The following is a 16,198-nucleotide window of genomic DNA, read 5'->3' as shown; positions in this document are numbered from 1 at the left end:
CATGCTCCTCGGCATCGATCACATCGTGATTGCCGTTCCCGATCTGGAGGCGGCGACGGATAACTACCGGCAGCTCGGCTTCACGGTGGTTCCCGGCGGACGCCATCCCGTCGGCACGTACAACAGCCTGATCGCTTTTGCCGACGGCTCATATATCGAGTTGATTTCCTTCTACAGAAACAATCCGGACCATCGTTGGTGGGACGCATTGCAAAAGGGAGGCGGGCTGGTCGACTACTGTATGCAAACCGACGATCTCATCGGAGACACGGCGAAGCTACGCAAAGCCGGCGTCAAGATCGAAGATCCCGTCCCCTGGTCGCGCACTCGGCCGGACGGCTACCAGCTCAAATGGTTGCTTTCGCTTGCGCGCGACGAGCATCGCGGAGTAGCACCGTTTTTAATCCAGGATGTGACGCCGCGGGAGGAGCGCGTGCCGCGCGAGGTGAAGCACAAGAACGGCGCCTTGGGAATCGCGGCCGTAGCTGTGGTGGTGCAGGAACTTGCGCCGGCGCAGCACTGGTTCGAAGCCGTGCTCGGCGGCAAGGGAAAAACCATCGAGCGGGATATCGCTGCGCTCAGGGCTGGCTTCGCGATCGGGCCTCACCGCGTGGAGTTTCTCACGCCCGCGGCCGAAACCAGCGCGCTCAACGACTGGCTTCAGACCCGCGGCCCTTCGCCTATATTTGCCTCGCTGCGCAATAAAAATGGCGCCGCCCTACTCGATGCTAGCCTAACTTGCGGCGCGGCGCTCCTGTTTGAATGAATCAAAGCTAGCAAGCTCCAAGCTATGGCTCCGGCCGTCTCACGCCCTCACGGTCGGACGCCACCAAGCGGGACATCAAGGCCTCGTGGGAACGCTAGCGATGGAGCGCGGCGAAGGCGAGCACTTTGGCCGCTTCGAAAACACTCTGAACCGGTACCAGGTCGTGGTCGGTGTGTTGAAAGCGGATATATCGCGAACCGTAATTGACCGCCTGCATTCCTTTGGCGTTGAGAAAGCCGGTGTCGTTGGCGGCGGTCGAGTAACTGTAGTTGGCGTCCCGACCTAGCGTAACCTGGATCGCCTGGGTCAAAGCGAGGACGCACTCGGCGTCTTTCGCCACTTCGCTGGGATACATGAAGTCTTTTCTGTGGACCTCGACCGCAAACGGCTCCACGGCCCCGATCGCCGTTTTGATCTGCTGAATGGCTTCGTCCGGGTCGTCGCCGGGCAAGAGCCGGCGGTCGAATATAATTCTGCACTCGCTCTGGATCGTATGCGTGGCTTTAGGGAAACTTTCGATCGCGGTGGTCGTTAAACTTACTTTGCCCAACTCCGGATGTGTCCGCTCGGAGGGATAAGGCATCAAGGGCCTTAGCTTCTCTAAAACTTTCACCGCGCCTTCGATCGCGTTGACGCCGTCCCACGGCCGGCTGCTGTGCGCCTGCTTGCCGCGGACGACGACCTGGATATCGACCCGGCCTTTGTTGCCGAGCTGAATTTCCGGCGGCCCGTCGACGATCGCCCAGTCCGCCTTGACGTTGCCGCGCGCCATCACGTGAGCCAGCGAATCGTGCCGGCCCGTCTCCCCTGCCGTGCTCACCACGAAAAATAAATCCGCGGGCAGCTCCGCTCTGCATTCGCCGAGCAGCTTCACCATGGCCATCATCGCCGCGAGGCTTCCTTTTTGTTCGCAAGCGCCCCTTCCCCAGACGCATTCGCCGGCCAGTTGGTACCGGCCGCCGTCGACCAGAGCGCCCGAGTAAGGCTCCTTCATCGTGCTCGGCGCGGCGCACATAGCGTAACCGACCAGCAACAGCCGTTTTCCCTGGCTTCTCCCTTTCAAGGATACGATCAGGTTGCCTTTTTCGTCGATCACCGGCTTGAGACCGGAGCGCTCCAGTTCGGGCTTGATGACGTCCCGGATCAGCGCGAGCACCTGCGGCTCGGCCTCCAGCAGCTCCGTCTGCGGGCTCGGAGTCTGCACGAGCTTGACGAGGATCCGCTTTACTTCCTCGTAGTGAAGATTCTTTTCGACGAGTTTTTTTACCGTCTGCGCATCCATTTTTGTCTTTTACCCTTCGACGGAGTTTATCCTAAGCGCAGTCGAAGGGCTCAGGGCATGCTTCTTACCTTCCTTCGAACCCCACCTTGCCGATGCGCCGCGCCACGACGATCAGGAGCAGGCAGATCACGCTGACGATGACGCCGAGCGAGCACATCGGTCCGAGATTTCCGTCGACGTAGAAATGATAGAGCAGCGGCCCGATCGGCTCCGAGCCGGGCGAGTAGAGGAAAATCGAAGTGCTGAACTCGCGCAGATAAATCGTCGCCAGGATGATCCAGCCGGCGATAAAGCCGGGGCGCAAAAGCGGCAGCAGAATGCGGCGAAACGTCGCCCAGAATCCGGCGCCGCATGTCATCGATGCCGCCGGCAGATCGTCGTGCACCTGGACCACCGTGCTGGTCATCGTGCGCAGCCCGTACGGCAGAAAGCGCGTGATGTATCCGATGAGCAAAATCCACAGCGTCCCGTAAATCGGAAGCGGCACGTACACGTACGTCCAGAGTAGCCCGATCGCCAGCGCCGTGCCGGGGAAAGCCCACGGGATGAACGTCAAGGCTTCGATCAGCGATCTTCCCGCCGCTTTCGTCTTCGTCGTCATGTAGGCGGTGACGGACGCCAAGAGCATGCACAGCGTCGCTCCTCCGATCGCCAGGAAAAGACTGTTTTGCAGCGCGCGGTACGTCCGGCCGTCGGTCAGATTGGAGCGGTAATGGTCGAGCGTCAAAAGATCCCACGTCTTCTCCCCCGGAACGTGCAAATAGGTCACGAAGGAGACGTAGAGCAATACGAGGAGCGGGAGCACGACGATCAGGACGAGGATCAGGGCGGCGATCGCCGATGCAAAGTAGCGCCACTTCCCCAGATCGATGATCATCGGACGATAATCGCGACCGGTCACGGTGACGTAGCGCTCCGAGCTCGACGTCAAGCGGCGGTAGAGATAGACGAAGACCATCGTGATGACGAGCAAGGAGACGGCGTAGGTGGCCGCGACGTTCTGATTGGGCGGGAAAGCGCCGATCGCTTCGCGGTAAATTTTCGTCGTGAAGACCTCGATCCGCGCCGGCAGCGCGATGATGGCGGGGGTCTCGAAGCTTTCGATCGCGCGCACGAAATTGAGCGTCGCCGAAGCCAGGAGCGCCGGCCGGATGATCGGAAACGTGATGCGCCGTGCGATCTGCAGATTGGAGGAGCCGGCCACGCGCGCCGATTCCTCGAGCGACGGATCCATGGAATGCAGCGACGCCGAAACGATCAAAAAAGCCAGCGGCGCCGTGATCAGCCCCTCGACGAAAATCATGCCGGCCATGGAATAAATATTGAACGGCGCGCTCGCCAAACCCAGGAACTGAATCAGGGCGCGGTTGATCAGTCCGGTGCGCGGGCTGAGGAGCGCGCCCCAAGCGACGGCCAGCATCAGGGGCGGAAAGATATTGGGAACGACGGCCGTCAGCTCGAAGATTCTTCTAAGCGGCGCGTTGGTGCGCACGGTGATCCACGCGACGACCGACGCCAAAAAAGTCGCCAGGAGGGAAGAGCCCGCGGCGAAAATAAAGGAGTTGACCAACAACTGATACGTGACCGGATCGCTGTAAGCCCTGACGTAGTGCTGCAGGGTAAATTCGCCCGGCACGCCCAACGGCTTGCTGAGAAAGCTGCCGTAGAAGAGCATGAAGGTCGGCGAGAGACTGAGGTAGGCGATGATCACGCCGACGAGCGCCATCACCGTCACGTTCGGATCCTGGCGCACCGCGCGGACGGGCCGCTCGAAAACCCGCGTCAAAACAGTCGCGCCGTTCATGATGGGTTCCGCCTAAAAGCAAAAAGAAGGGGCCGGCCCAATACTTCTCGTTCCAGGCCGGTCCGTTATGGTAATCCTCTTTAAAAGAGATCCTTCACTTCGTTCAGGATGGACAGATCCTCCGATGTCATTCTGAGCGGAGCGAAGAATCTCTCCGACGACCGGAGTCCTTACTTCCCGAAAAAGATCTGCCGGAAAGTTTCGCCCATCAGTTTCTTGAATTCTTCTTCGGACGGATTATCCATGAAAACCAGACCGGGCACGACCTTCTCGGCGTCCTTGATCGGCGGAATGATGCCGGGAAGCATCGGAAACTCCCCCTCGTCGGCCGCGGCCTTTTGTCCCTCGGGCGAGCAGACGTATTCGATGTAGAGCCTGGCTGCATTGGGTCTCGTCGTCTTCGCGCTGAGACTCATATAGTTCGGATCGGTCAAATATTTATCCATCAGCACGTAGCCCACCGGGCCCTTGTACTGCTTCACGTACTTGATGTAGGTGATGCCGACCGGCGCCTCGCCCTTGATGATCGTCGTCGTGACCGGCGCCAGAGATTCGACCAGTATCGGCTGCTGCTTCGCCAAGGCCTTTACGTAGTCGAGCCATTTGTCTCCCTTGAATTTGGAAAGATTCCACAGAAACTGCGCCGTCGTCGTGTGGCGCGTGGGATCGGGCATGGTTATCTTTCCGGTCCACTTGGGGCTAAGAAGATCGTCGAGAGTCTTCGGCGCGTCGCCCGGTTTTACCATATCCGTATTGTAGAGAATGCTGATCGGCAGCGCGCGCCACGCCGTGATCAGACCGTCCTTTTCCTTGAACTGAGCCGGAAACTTTTCCGACGAGGGCGGAATATATTTCGTGAACAGTCCTTCGTTTTTCATGATGAGCTGAACACCGCGGTTTCCCTCGACGACATCGTAACCGGGTCTCCCGGCGCGAAATTCGCTCAGCGCGCGCTCCGCGACCTGGGTGGACGAGCCGCGCCAGTACTCGACCTTGATGCCGTACTTTTTCTCGAAGGCTTTGTGCATCGGCTCCATCGCCTGCGGTACCTGCGCGCCGTAGACGACGATCTTTTCTTCCTTCTTGGCCGCATCGACGTTGGGCGCCTGCGCGTGCGCCGTCGCGGCAAACGCAACCAGAGCCAGCAGGCCGACAACGAGCGTTGCGCAGTCCTCACGTAACTTCATGTCAAACACCTCCGTGAAATTTCAGAAACTTTTTCCTATCAAACCAAATTTTGATGTTAGGACTCTATTATTATAGGAGACCGGCCAGATCAACAACCCGCTTCCTCGCTTCCTGGGTCCCCATCGGGAGGAGTATGGGAAGATCGAGGCCGCTTTTCACAAACTCTTCGATGCGCTTGCGGCATTCGGCCGCCGTGCCGGAAATCGAGTGCGCGTGGACGACTTCATCGCTGATGAACCGCTTCGCTTCTTCCCAGTCGCGCCGCCCGACCGCCGCAGCCAATCCTTCTTGATCGACCTGGCCCCCGCCCGTACGGATGTTTTCCGCGTGGTGTTTGTTGCGGAAGATGTAGGCTAAAAAACTTTTGCTGGCGTCGATCGCTTCCCGGGGATCCGAAGACACCGATGTCGTGATAAAGCCCGCGACCTCCCTGTGCTGCGGCGGGCTTCCGGCGCGTGCAGCGCCGGTTTTGATCTCCCCGGCGCATCGAGCGATGTACCCCGGCGCGCAGCCGGCGGACAGCAGGACGCCGTCGCCGATTTCTCCGGCCAGGCGCAGCATTCCGGTTTTTACCGCCGTCATATAGATCGGGACCGAGGAAGACGGCTTGAAGCCCATCCTGGCGCCGTTGACGCTAAGCGTCTCACCGTGAAACTCCACCGTCTCGCCGGTGAGGAATCGCCGCAGAACGTCCATGTACTCGCGCATCGTCTTTAGCGGCCGCGTGACCTTCATGCCCGCTTCGTCCAGCGCCGCGGCGTTTCCCGTCCCGGCGGTCGCCCACACTCTTCCGGGGGCGAATTCGTCCATCGTCGAGAGCGCCATTGCGGTGATGATCGGATGGCGCGAATAGGGGCTGAGCGGCGCGGGAACGACCGTTATTTTCTTAGTGGCGGCGAGAAAGGCCATGGCCGAGGTGAGCGAATCGCGAAAGCAGAGATGGTCCGACATCCAGATCGAATGCATTCCGTTATTGTCAGCGGCCCGGGCGAGCTCGACCATCTCGTTGATCGAATAGAAGCCGTCGAAACATAGTCCTACCCGCATGGCAGCGTTCCTTTCGGGTTCAAAATCCTTCATGAAGCAGCGTCGGCAAAGTCTCCGCCTTTACCCCGGCCAAGCCCATCTTCTCCAGCGTCAGCCCCTCGCGGCGATAGTCGATCCGATTCATCTCCGACGCGGCTGTGATGAGGCTGTCGATGACCGGCGTTTCGACGCCGGCCCATCTGCCGATCTCGGCGATGGGCACCAGGCCGTAGCCGACGTCCTCGTGAAGATACCGGTGATCCATGCTCTTTGGCGCTTTGATCGTCCGGTTCGGCGCGCTGTCGCGAATCGCTTCGTAAACCGATCCGCCGGAGCGGGCGCGTTCCGTCGTCAGCCCGGCCTGAAAAAAAATCTCCACAAAGCTCCGGGCCGGCAATCCCAACTTCTCCACGACCTGGAGCCGCTCTCGATCAACCGCCTCGATGACGTCCGCAATCGCCGGCGTAATGCCCTCGCTGTAAAAGCAAAAGTCTCCTCCGATCCGGCCGGCGTTTCCGATCATGCCCGCGGGGTGCATAATCGCATTGATGTTCGCCAGACCGGTTTCCAGGACGTTTTTTGCCGGGATGACGGCCGGATAGATGGGGCCGATCTTGCCTGAGACGTCATAAGTATGTTTTCCCGGGAACGCGGCGCAGAGAAGATTCGTCGTGCGGCGGTAAACCTCGACCGCGGCCTTTCCGATCGACCGGCAGATATAAGTCAACGTCACGGTCTCGCAAATTTTCTTCGGCGCATCGAAACGGCGCAAAAGCGCGGCGACGTGCAGCGCGCCGCCCGTGTGGCCGGGATTGAGAAATATAATCTGCCCGTCGCGCAAAAGCGGCCCGAGTCCCGCTGCCAGCTCTTCGTGCGCCACGGCGGGCGCGACGATCATGATCAGCTCGGCGCCTGCTACCGCTTCATCCAGCCTGTTGGTTGCCAGCGCCGGCCGGGCGAAATGTTTCTTCCCCTCCTCGACCAGCTCGATACCGCCGCGTTCTCGAATCGGTTCCAACGTGCGCTCCGAGCGCGAGTAGAGCCGCGCCTCGTAGCCGCGCAGCGTGAGATCCGCCGCGGCGGCGCATCCACCGTTGCCCGCGCCGATAACCGCAATGGTGTGAATGCCCATCTCAGTCGATGCGATAGCGCGCCAACTTCTCCTCGTCCAGATCGATCCCCAGGCCGGGCTTGTCGGAGATGACGATGAAACCGTCGTGGTACTCGAAAGGCTCCGTAATGACGTCGTCGGTATAATAAATACCGGCGATGCCATTCCTTCCCTTGCCTCGAGGGGTTGAAACCGGCACGACGCAGGCGAGCGACGCCACGGCCGTGGAAGCGGCAAGATGAAGATTGGCGGCGTTTCCCACGCCGGTCTCGACCGAGCCGTTGACATTGCACTGTAGGCCGGCCGCTTCCGCCACTGCCGCGACCTTCTGGGCCTTGAATAGACCGCCCGGCTTGGTGGTGTAAAGCGAGATCGCGTCCGCGGCTTTTTTGCGAACGATCTCCAGAACGTCCTGCGGAGTCCACGCGCTCTCGTCCGCCATGATCGGAGTATCGACTCTCCGGGCGACCGCGGCCATCGCGTCGATTCCCTCCACCGGCTGCTCCATATACAGGATCGCGTATTCCTCCATCGCCTCGATGGTCCGCACGGCGATTTTCGGCGTCGCGTAGCCTTGATTCGCATCGACCACGATCTGGATCTCCGCGCCGAGCGCCTTTCTTACCTGTTCGACCAATTCGACGTCCCGTCGCGGCTCCTGCCCGCCTTTGAGCTTGACGGTTTTGATTCCTTCCGCTTTCACCTGGATCGCTTCTTCGACCGCTTTTTCGATCGCCATGAGACCGATGCTGTGCGCGACCGGAATACGCTTGCGATAGCAGCCGCCGAGAAGTTGGTACGCCGGCGCCCGCAGCGCCTTGCCGGCGAGATCGTAAAGCGCCATGTCGATCGCAGCCTTCGCGTAAGGGTAACCTTTGATGGCCAGATCCATCACGCCGTGCGTCGCGCCGATGTCGCAGGGATTTTTCCCGATCAGCGCGGGCGCGAGAATATCGTTGACGACGTGAGCGGTCGTCCCGGGCGTTTCGCCGTAGTACTTCATGTGATCGCCGCCCCAATCCTTCAGCGCGGGCGCCTCGCCGAGGCCGGTTAAACCTTCGTCCGTAATGATTTTAAGGATCACGTAGACGCCGATCGGCGTCGTGAGACTCGACCACTGGTGGATCCTCCGCGTCGGCAGTTTGATCGGGATTGTCTCTATCCGGCTGATCTTCATTGCAATTTCAGCCGACCCGTAAAAGCTCGTCCGTCGCCGTCTCGTTGGAGAGCAGCTCGCAGCCGTCTTCGGTCACCAGAAGCATGTCTTTATTCTGCAGGCCCATCCGCCCTGGAATGTATGCCAGCGGCTCGATGGCAACCACCATTCCTTCCTCGAGTATCTCGTCGCCATAGCGTCCGAGGTAAGGTTCTTCATGAAGAAACAGCCCGATGCCGTGACCGACGAAGCTGATCGGCTCGAATCCAAGGGCGCTGAAATGCCCGAGGAAGCGCCGGTAGACTTCCCGGCAAGGCGCGCCGGGCTTGATCATCTCCATGACGCGGTATTTGCATTCGATCAGATTCTTCCAGATCTTCTCTTGCTCGGCCGTCGCCCTCTCCACGACCGCGGTGCGGCAGACGCCCGCGTGGTAGCCGTTCTTCATGCCGAAGATCTCCATGCGGATGAGATCTTCGCGCTTGAGCGCCCGCTCGCTCGGTCCCACGTTGGGATACTGGCTGCGCTCACCGGAGGCGATGATCATGAGCTTGAAATTTTCGGCGCCGGCCGCAAAGATCCTGCCGAGCAGGCCGCCCGCAAGCTCCATCTCGGTCATGCCGGCGCGGGCGCTCTTCAGAGTCTCTCCGATCGCGCGATCCGTGATCCGGCTGAGCCCGCGCAGCAGATCGATCTCGGCGCGGCTCTTGACCTGCCTGAGCTTGTTAAAAATCCGGTCCGCGGCGACGAGAGTCGCGCCGGGAAGCTTTTCTTTAAGCGTCAAGAAATCCCGCGCGGGCATATACTCCAGTTCGACCCCCAACCTCGCCCGCTCCAATCCCAAAGACGCGATCAACTCCCGGAGCGCTTCCATGGGATCATCGACAAACTCGCGATACGCCCGCGCATCTTCGAGGCCCGCGCGCGCCCGGACGGTGGCGGCTTCCATATCGACCACGATCATTCGTACCGCGCCGTCCGCGGTCGCGACAGCGATCGCGTGCCGCCAGCGCATCAAGGGCTGGGACGGCACCACGAATCCCGCCGTGTAAACGAAATTTTCCGGCGAGATCGCGACGAGCGCATCCAATCCCTCGGAACGCATCGCCTGCTTCTGCCTGTCGATGATCTCAGCGTTCATGGCGCCTCGACGAAGTCACCAGCGCTTGCAGCGGTGAAGTTAGCCGGTGGAATGCCCTCATGTCAATGTTTCCACGGCGAAGCACGGCGCATTGTTTCCTCCCGAGCCATTTGTTACCCTGAGTTTACTCGCCATGGCGGTCAAAGAAAAACTTAAAAAGATCCGCGAAGACCTGAAGCAGATGTTTCTCGAACGCGGCGATCTGATCGACGGCGCGCTTTGCGCCCTACTCTCCTCGCAGCACGTCTTGATCATCGGCCCGCCGGGCACGGCCAAATCGATGCTCGCCGACGAGCTCTGCCGGCGCATCGATGGCGCCAACTACTTTCAGTGGCTTCTCACTCGCTTCTCGACGCCCGAAGAAATTTTCGGCGCTGTGAGCCTGAAGGCCCTGGAGCAGGACGATTACCGCAGGGTCACTTCGCGCAAGCTTCCCGAAGCGCACATCGCTTTTCTCGACGAGATCTTCAAAGCGAACTCGTCGATCCTGAACGCGATTCTCACGCTGATCAACGAGCGGCTGTTTCACAACGGCAAAGAGGTGGTCTCCGTCCCTCTGCTCACGCTCTTCGGCGCCAGCAACGAACTGCCCGAGGACGACGAGCTGATGGCGCTCTACGACCGCTTCCTGCTCCGTTTTGTCGTGAGCTACATCGCGGAGGATTTTCGTTTCCTCCGCATGCTCGAGGCCGCGTCCCCCGCGGAACGCACCGGCATCGGCCTGCAAGAGCTTCGCGAAATGCAGGCCGCAACTCGATCGGTCGCCATCCCCGCCTTTATCTACCGGACGGTCACCGACATCCGCCGCGAGCTGAAGAAGAAAAATCTCGAAGCCTCCGACCGGCGCTATCGGCAATCTTTGAGCCTGCTCCAGGCGCACGCCTACCTCGCCGGCCGGCAAGCGGTCGATGAGAGCGATCTCTATTTTCTCGAACACGTCCTCTGGCGCGATCCGCAGGAACAAAACGAGGTCCGCAATACGATTCGCGAGCTGTTGCTCGGCTACGAAGAGGAAGTCAAGGAATTGCTTTACGAGTCGCGCGAGGTTCGCGACGCCGCGCTGCGACCGTGGGAGACCAGCGACGACCGCGCACGGGCGCTGATCGAGGTCCATACGAAGCTCAAGAACATCCTCGCCAAGGTCGAGCAGATCATGGACAAGGCTAAAAAACTTGGCCGGCCGGTCGAGCGCGTCGGCGCGATCAAAGACGAGATCGAGGGAATTCAAAAGCAGATGTTGGAGGAGTTCTGAGTGCTGAGGACTGAGTAAATTCCCATACTCAGGACTCAGCACTCAGTCCTCAGCACTGGTTTCATGCCGGCAAAAAAGAAACAAAAACCGCCGAAGAAGCGCACGATCACGCCGCTTCCTATAGAATCGTCCTGGATCGAGAGCGACGCTTACGACCGGCGGGTTTTCAGCCAGCTCCGCGCCGACTCTCCTTCGCTCCGCGCCATCGAGGAAACCGGCGGGACGTTTCTCCCCCACTTCGACTCTTTGCTGCAAGACGTTTTCTGCGTCCTATTCAAGTATAACGTCACATTCCAAAAAGACACCGAGCTAAGGCAGAGCGGGCTCTTCAATCGCACCTTTCTGAGCGCGCTGCGCCAGGGCGACCTGTACTCGATTCTGCGCGAGATGACCCTCCTCGACGAAGCCAAGGCCGGCCTGTGCACTCTGCTTCTTGGCGAGAGCCTGATCTCTCTCCTGAAAGCCGAAAAGATGCTGACGCGCCGGGAAATGCTCGACCTGTGGGATATCAAAAAACAGGAGGAGGTTCTGGTCGAGAAACAGGCGGAGTTTACGGAAGCTGAAAAATTCACGAATGAACAAGCGGCCGGCAAAGACAAGCAAAAGGTTCTTGAGCGCGCCAAAGACAAAGTGGAAGGCGAAATGGACGGCGCCGAGGCACTCTTACGCCAGAAAGCGCAGCGGCTGGCGGAAGAGCTGAAGCAGAAGGAGACGCAAGTGACACAGCGCTTCCAGGCCGAGGCGATCAAGGCGGCGCAGCGCCTCGAAGAGGCGGCCGAAGAGGCGGAACAATGGGGACAGAGCCTGGGCTCCGGCTATCGCTCGCCTCCGGGACAAAAGTTGGAGCTGGGCAAGCGACTCGCGGGGAACGAAAAGCTCAAGAAGCTCAGCCGGATGATCGGACGGATGAAATTTCACGCGCTCGCGCTGCGGAAGAAAATCTTCGAGCGTTCGAGCGAGGAGATCCTGGAAGTGGAGCGCGGCGACGCCGTGCATCGCCTGCTACCGCCCGAGCTGCTCACGCTCTCGCATCCGCTCCTGCGCAAAGACTTTCAACGCCGGCTGCTGGACCAGGAGCTGCTCCAGTATTCGCTGCGCGGCGTCGAGGAGAAAGGCAAAGGCCCGATGGTCGTCTGCCTCGACGGCAGCTCGTCGATGGCGGGCGACAAGGAGATCTGGTCCAAGGCCGTAGCGCTGACCTTGCTGGAAATCGCCCGGCGCCAGCGCCGGCTGTTCCGCTCGATCTGCTTCTCTTCCGACGACGCGCCGCTCCAGGTGCTCGACATGAACCCCCGCGCGCGCTACGAGATGGAGATGGAAAAGGTCATGGACCTGGCCGAGTATTTTCCCGGCGGCGGCACGGACTTTCAAAAACCGCTCGACGCCGCTCTCGAATGTCTCAAGAAGTCGAAGTACAAGAAAGGCGACGTCGTGTTCATCACCGACGGCGAGTGCCAGGTGACGCCGGAGTGGGCGGAGAATTTCCGTGACGAAAAAGAACGGCTCGGGTTTTCGCTCTATTCGATTCTGATCGACGTCGGTCCCAGCTCGCTCGGCACATTGAAGGAATTCAGCGACCGCATCACCACGATCAAACAGCTCACCGGCGAAGGCGCCAAGGATATTTTCGTGGAGTTCTGAATCTCCGCGATTCCGATCCATTTCGGAACGGAGCGTCGTCGAAGTATCTTCTTTCTATTTCCCAGGCTGCGATTCGGCGACCCATTCGCTTGGGCTCTCCTCACGCGCGAGTCTCTGCTCCAAGGGCAAATAAATCCTGAAGGTCGTTCCCTGGTGCGGCCGGCTCTCGACCTCGATCCTGCCGCCGTGGTTCCTGATGATCCGGTCGCATATCGGAAGCCCCAAACCCAAGCCGCTTTTTTTCTTCACGCTGAAAAACGGTTGAAAAATCTTCGGCAACACTTCAGCACCTATCCCGAACCCGGTATCGGTCACCGAGACGGCGATTCGGCCCTCCTCGCGGTCGCGCCCGACTCGGACGCTCAACGTCCCACCTTCGGGCATAGCATCGATCGCGTTGAGGTAAAGATTCACCAGGACTTGCTCCAACTGCTGCGCGTCGGCGAGGATATCCGGCAGACCAAGCTCGACTTCGATAGCGCTTTTAATCTTTTGCTTGTAAAGACGGTTCGTCATGAGATGCAGACTCTTTTCGACCAGCTTTCCGATATCGATTTGCCCCATTTCAGTTCTTCTCGGCCGCGAGTAATTCAAGAGGTCCTGCATGATGTTTTTACAGCGCTTCGCTTCGTCGCTGATGATCTTGAGCGGCTGGTAGTCCGGGCTGGATGGATCTTTCTCGCTCAGCAGATCCTCGGCGAAGCCCATGACGATTCCCAGGGGATTGTTGAACTCGTGCGCCATTGAAGCCGTGATCTCGCCGAGGGAGACGAGGCGGCCGGAGGCGATGAGCTGCTGCTCCAACTCCTCCGCCTGCCGCCGCAGCTTTTGCTCGCTCTCCCTGAGCGCTTCTTCCATCCGCCGCCGCGCCGTGATGTCGCGCGCAACTTTCGACGCCCCAAGGATACGGCCGTTCGCGTCCCGAACCGGCGATACGGTAAGGGAGACATCGATGAGCCGGCCCTCCTTCGAGACGCGAAGCGTCTCGTAGTGCTCGATCCGCTCTCCCCGCCGAAGCCGTTCTAGAATCGACCCCTCCTCGTCCTGCCGTTCAGGCGGGATAATCAGCGTAATCGGCCGCCCGATCGCCTCTTGAACCGAGTAGCCGAACATACGCTCGGCGCCTTTGTTCCAGGAAGTAATGATGCCGTCCAGCGTTTTGCTGATGATGGCGTCGTCGGAAGACTCGACAATGGCTGCCAGCAGCGCCTGGGACTCCTGCCGAATTTCTTTCTCACCTGCCTTTTCCGCCTGGTGCGCTTTCTTGAGCTGGGAAATCATCCAGTCCAATTTTTCCGTCTCGGATTTGCTTTCAAGAAGGAGCGGCGCCTCATAGAAGAGATTGACACAGAGATCGTCCAGGATGGCGATGGGGTGTGTCCGCAGGCCCGCCTCTATCACAGCGGCGGAAAGGCGGCTTCGGCTATACTGACAGACAATCCGCCCCGGCACGCCGGGGACGAATAGGGTATTGATCGTCGCTTCCCAGTGTTTCAGCCTATCGACGCTGATATCGGGACCCAGGGTCCAGGTCATTTCCACGGCGAACCGAACGCCCTTAAAGCCGGCCTTCAGCCCTTCGTCTATGAGCCGGCGCACCTGGAGGGATTTGCTGGCGGAGTCGAGCTCGCCCGGTTGGCGCCATTCGCGACGTGTCCAGAGGCGTAAAGCTCCGCGCTCGGATTCCCGAACGACGTTGATGCCGCCGATCTCAAGCGCGTGGGCGACCTCCTCGATCGTCTGATCGTCGGCGACATAGATGCACTGTTCGCCTTCTTCCAAACCTTCTTTGATATAAGGAACGAGCGCCGCCATTTGCTCGGCGGGGTCATCATTATAGATCAGGCAGGCATGATCCCCCTGCTTTAACTTCGAGATACGCTCTGCAACTTCACCCCTCATGCTGTCCCCTTCTTGGTCTTAGAGGCTTTCCGGCGCTCGCTTGTCACGCAGTTAAGGACCTACCCGACCTACGGTCTTTGTCAATGGGGTAGGAGCAATTCGATGGTCTTTACGAGCTCTTCCAAATCGAGAGGCTTGGAGAGGTAGGCCGCGGCCCCTTTTTCCAGCGCTTGGCCGCGGGTTTCGGAAGTCGGATAGGCGGTCATCATCACCGCCTTGATGTCGGGTTGTCTCTTTTTGATTTCATCGAGCAGTTGGATGCCGTTCATCGGGCCCATTCTGATATCCAGTAGCGCCAGGTCGAAAGATTTTTGTTCGAGGAGATTCAAGGCCTCGGTACCGCTCGGCGCGGGATGGACTTCAAACTCCCTCTTGCCGAGAATTCGGATGAGGAGCTCCAGGAAATGCTGTTCGTCGTCCACCACGAGAATTGATTTGGCCATGGTGTCGTTACGCAACCCCGCCTGCACGAGCTGAACCTTGAGGAAATCTAGTGGACCCTACGGTAATTACAGGAGGAGCGTCTAACAGACAATCGGGCGAACACCCGAATCCTCAGGCGGGAAATACCTGTAAGATTCGAACAAGGGAAGATTTTAGAAGCGCCCTACTTGAACGCTGCGTTCGTTTCGGCCCCTTTGCGCGGCTTCCATTGAAGCGAATAGTAATCGCCGCGGTCGCGCGCCCACGGGTCGAAGGCGTTGACGACGTGATCCAATTCAGGTTTCAATTCGGGGATGGTTCTTAGCAGAACGCGCTTCAATGGAGAAATTTCCATATCGTGGTCGTTCGGTCTCCCCTCCTCCATCTGTTTCCCGCCGGGACCGTTGTTGGTCACCCAATCGAGTCCAAACTTCGTATAGAACTCGGGGCGGAAGCTCGAAGTAAAAAACCGGTCACTGAAGAGCCGCCGGGAGGCGTTCAGGATGAAGACCTGGAACTGCGTCTCGGAGATGGCGAAGCCGTGCGGGCGAATCGATTCGGCGAGCCAGCCGACGACGGTATCGACGTCCTCGACGTTATCCACCATGCTGCCGTTCGGATGGCCCAGGCAGTCGTTGATCTTCGTGCCGTCGTCATCGAGTTGCGCCGCGGTGATGATCTTCGACGCGTCGCATTTGTGCTGTCCGTAAACTTCGCGCAAGAAACCCGCCAACTTCTCCTCTTCTACCCGCTCGGGTGAGTCCTTGGGAATGCGTGCGTCTATAAAATCATTAAAGCTCGTGAGTTGCTTGAGTCCATACTGCCGGCGAAACTCGTTGAAGCGCGGCACGCCGCGCTCTCGATCCCGAAGAATGTCGAGCGCTGCCACGTCGATTTTTCCTGTGCCCGTATGCAGGCGCGGCAATTCTAGGTTCTGCAAAAACTGCGGATGATTCCGCAGCGCCAGCCGCCCGACGCGCTGTCGTCCCATGGAGAGCGCCCAGTTGGCGAGGCCGCGCCGCTGCATCGCCGCGGTCGCCCCGGCGCGGAAAGTGTCCACGACCGGAATCTTGTTCCGGATCAAATTCGCGTCTCTATCCCATTCGCGGTACTCGATGAGATCGGGGACCATGGCGTGGAGACGATAGACGGTCACGAACTCTTCCGGAAAATTGAACGGCGATCCGAAATGATTGGTCCCGCCGTTGATGCAGCCGGGATCACCCCGGCCGCGCTGGTCGCGGGCGAAGATCGCCCGCTCGGCGCAAGCGTCGCTGCCCGTGCCGACGATTCCTTCCAGGGACGCGCGGACGGAACGCCATACGGCCGTCTTTTTCGGGTCCGTGGCAATCTTTGCGCCGATCTTTTCGAGGATGGTTTTGACGAACTCCTTGCCGTCAAAGAGGCCGCTCCAATTCCCGTTCATGGCCAGGTAGGCAGGCTCGTTGTAAAGCAACTGCGGCGTCCATTCGATCGTGTGGATCTTGGCGATCTCCGCGGCGATCA

13 protein-coding genes are annotated in these 16,198 nt (G+C 59.6%); 3 read left to right on the top strand and 10 right to left on the bottom strand.

What is annotated here, in order from left to right:
- Nucleotide 1: 1 nt before the first annotated feature.
- Entirely contained in the window at nucleotides 2-766 is a 765-nt protein-coding gene (locus VGL70_12265) for a VOC family protein (GenBank protein HEY3304300.1), read from the top strand.
- Between the two features lie 94 nt (nucleotides 767-860).
- Here the strand turns inward: VGL70_12265 and VGL70_12260 are convergent, their stop codons facing one another.
- The 7 genes from VGL70_12260 to VGL70_12230 all read right to left on the bottom strand — a co-directional run bounded on the left by VGL70_12260 (nucleotide 861) and on the right by VGL70_12230 (nucleotide 9,474).
- Nucleotides 861-2,048, bottom strand: coding sequence for a M20/M25/M40 family metallo-hydrolase (locus VGL70_12260; GenBank protein HEY3304299.1), 1,188 nt, complete (start codon nucleotides 2,046-2,048; stop codon nucleotides 861-863).
- Nucleotides 2,049-2,112: 64 nt separating this feature from the next.
- On the bottom strand, nucleotides 2,113-3,852 hold the full coding sequence (locus VGL70_12255; protein ID HEY3304298.1) for an iron ABC transporter permease: 1,740 nt from the start codon (nucleotides 3,850-3,852) through the stop codon (nucleotides 2,113-2,115).
- Nucleotides 3,853-4,022: 170 nt separating this feature from the next.
- Entirely contained in the window at nucleotides 4,023-5,039 is a 1,017-nt protein-coding gene (locus tag VGL70_12250; GenBank protein HEY3304297.1) for an extracellular solute-binding protein, read from the bottom strand.
- Between the two features lie 70 nt (nucleotides 5,040-5,109).
- Nucleotides 5,110-6,087 (bottom strand): LLM class flavin-dependent oxidoreductase, encoded by a 978-nt coding sequence (locus VGL70_12245; GenBank protein HEY3304296.1) that lies wholly within the window; start codon nucleotides 6,085-6,087, stop codon nucleotides 5,110-5,112.
- A 19-nt stretch (nucleotides 6,088-6,106) separates the two neighbouring features.
- Nucleotides 6,107-7,198 carry an NAD/NADP octopine/nopaline dehydrogenase family protein gene (locus VGL70_12240; protein ID HEY3304295.1) on the bottom strand — a complete coding sequence of 364 codons (1,092 nt, stop codon included), beginning with the start codon at nucleotides 7,196-7,198 and terminating at the stop codon, nucleotides 6,107-6,109.
- A 1-nt stretch (nucleotide 7,199) separates the two neighbouring features.
- A complete protein-coding gene (locus VGL70_12235; protein HEY3304294.1) occupies nucleotides 7,200-8,354 on the bottom strand; it encodes an enolase C-terminal domain-like protein in 1,155 nt (384 codons plus the stop codon).
- Between the two features lie 7 nt (nucleotides 8,355-8,361).
- On the bottom strand, nucleotides 8,362-9,474 hold the full coding sequence (locus VGL70_12230; protein HEY3304293.1) for a Xaa-Pro peptidase family protein: 1,113 nt from the start codon (nucleotides 9,472-9,474) through the stop codon (nucleotides 8,362-8,364).
- A 133-nt stretch (nucleotides 9,475-9,607) separates the two neighbouring features.
- Between VGL70_12230 and VGL70_12225 the strand changes: the two genes are divergently transcribed.
- Nucleotides 9,608-10,726: an AAA family ATPase gene (locus VGL70_12225; GenBank protein ID HEY3304292.1), complete on the top strand. Its 1,119-nt coding sequence runs from the start codon at nucleotides 9,608-9,610 to the stop codon at nucleotides 10,724-10,726.
- Nucleotides 10,727-10,789: 63 nt separating this feature from the next.
- A complete protein-coding gene (locus tag VGL70_12220) occupies nucleotides 10,790-12,367 on the top strand; it encodes a VWA domain-containing protein (GenBank protein ID HEY3304291.1) in 1,578 nt (525 codons plus the stop codon).
- Between the two features lie 54 nt (nucleotides 12,368-12,421).
- Here VGL70_12220 and VGL70_12215 read toward each other — a convergent pair whose 3' ends face one another.
- From VGL70_12215 to VGL70_12205, 3 genes are all read right to left on the bottom strand, one after another.
- Nucleotides 12,422-14,269 carry an MEDS domain-containing protein gene (locus VGL70_12215; GenBank protein ID HEY3304290.1) on the bottom strand — a complete coding sequence of 616 codons (1,848 nt, stop codon included), beginning with the start codon at nucleotides 14,267-14,269 and terminating at the stop codon, nucleotides 12,422-12,424.
- Nucleotides 14,270-14,349: 80 nt separating this feature from the next.
- Nucleotides 14,350-14,712 carry a response regulator gene (locus tag VGL70_12210; protein ID HEY3304289.1) on the bottom strand — a complete coding sequence of 121 codons (363 nt, stop codon included), beginning with the start codon at nucleotides 14,710-14,712 and terminating at the stop codon, nucleotides 14,350-14,352.
- A 164-nt stretch (nucleotides 14,713-14,876) separates the two neighbouring features.
- Nucleotides 14,877-16,198 (bottom strand): peroxidase family protein (locus VGL70_12205; protein ID HEY3304288.1); only part of this gene is annotated, 1,322 nt, incomplete at its 5' end.

The organism is Candidatus Binatia bacterium (assembly GCA_036504975.1).
Classification (GTDB): domain Bacteria; phylum Desulfobacterota; class Binatia; order UBA9968; family UBA9968; genus JAJPJQ01.
The sequence above is the reverse complement of the archived record's forward strand: the minus strand, read 5'-3'. Positions and strand labels throughout refer to the sequence as shown.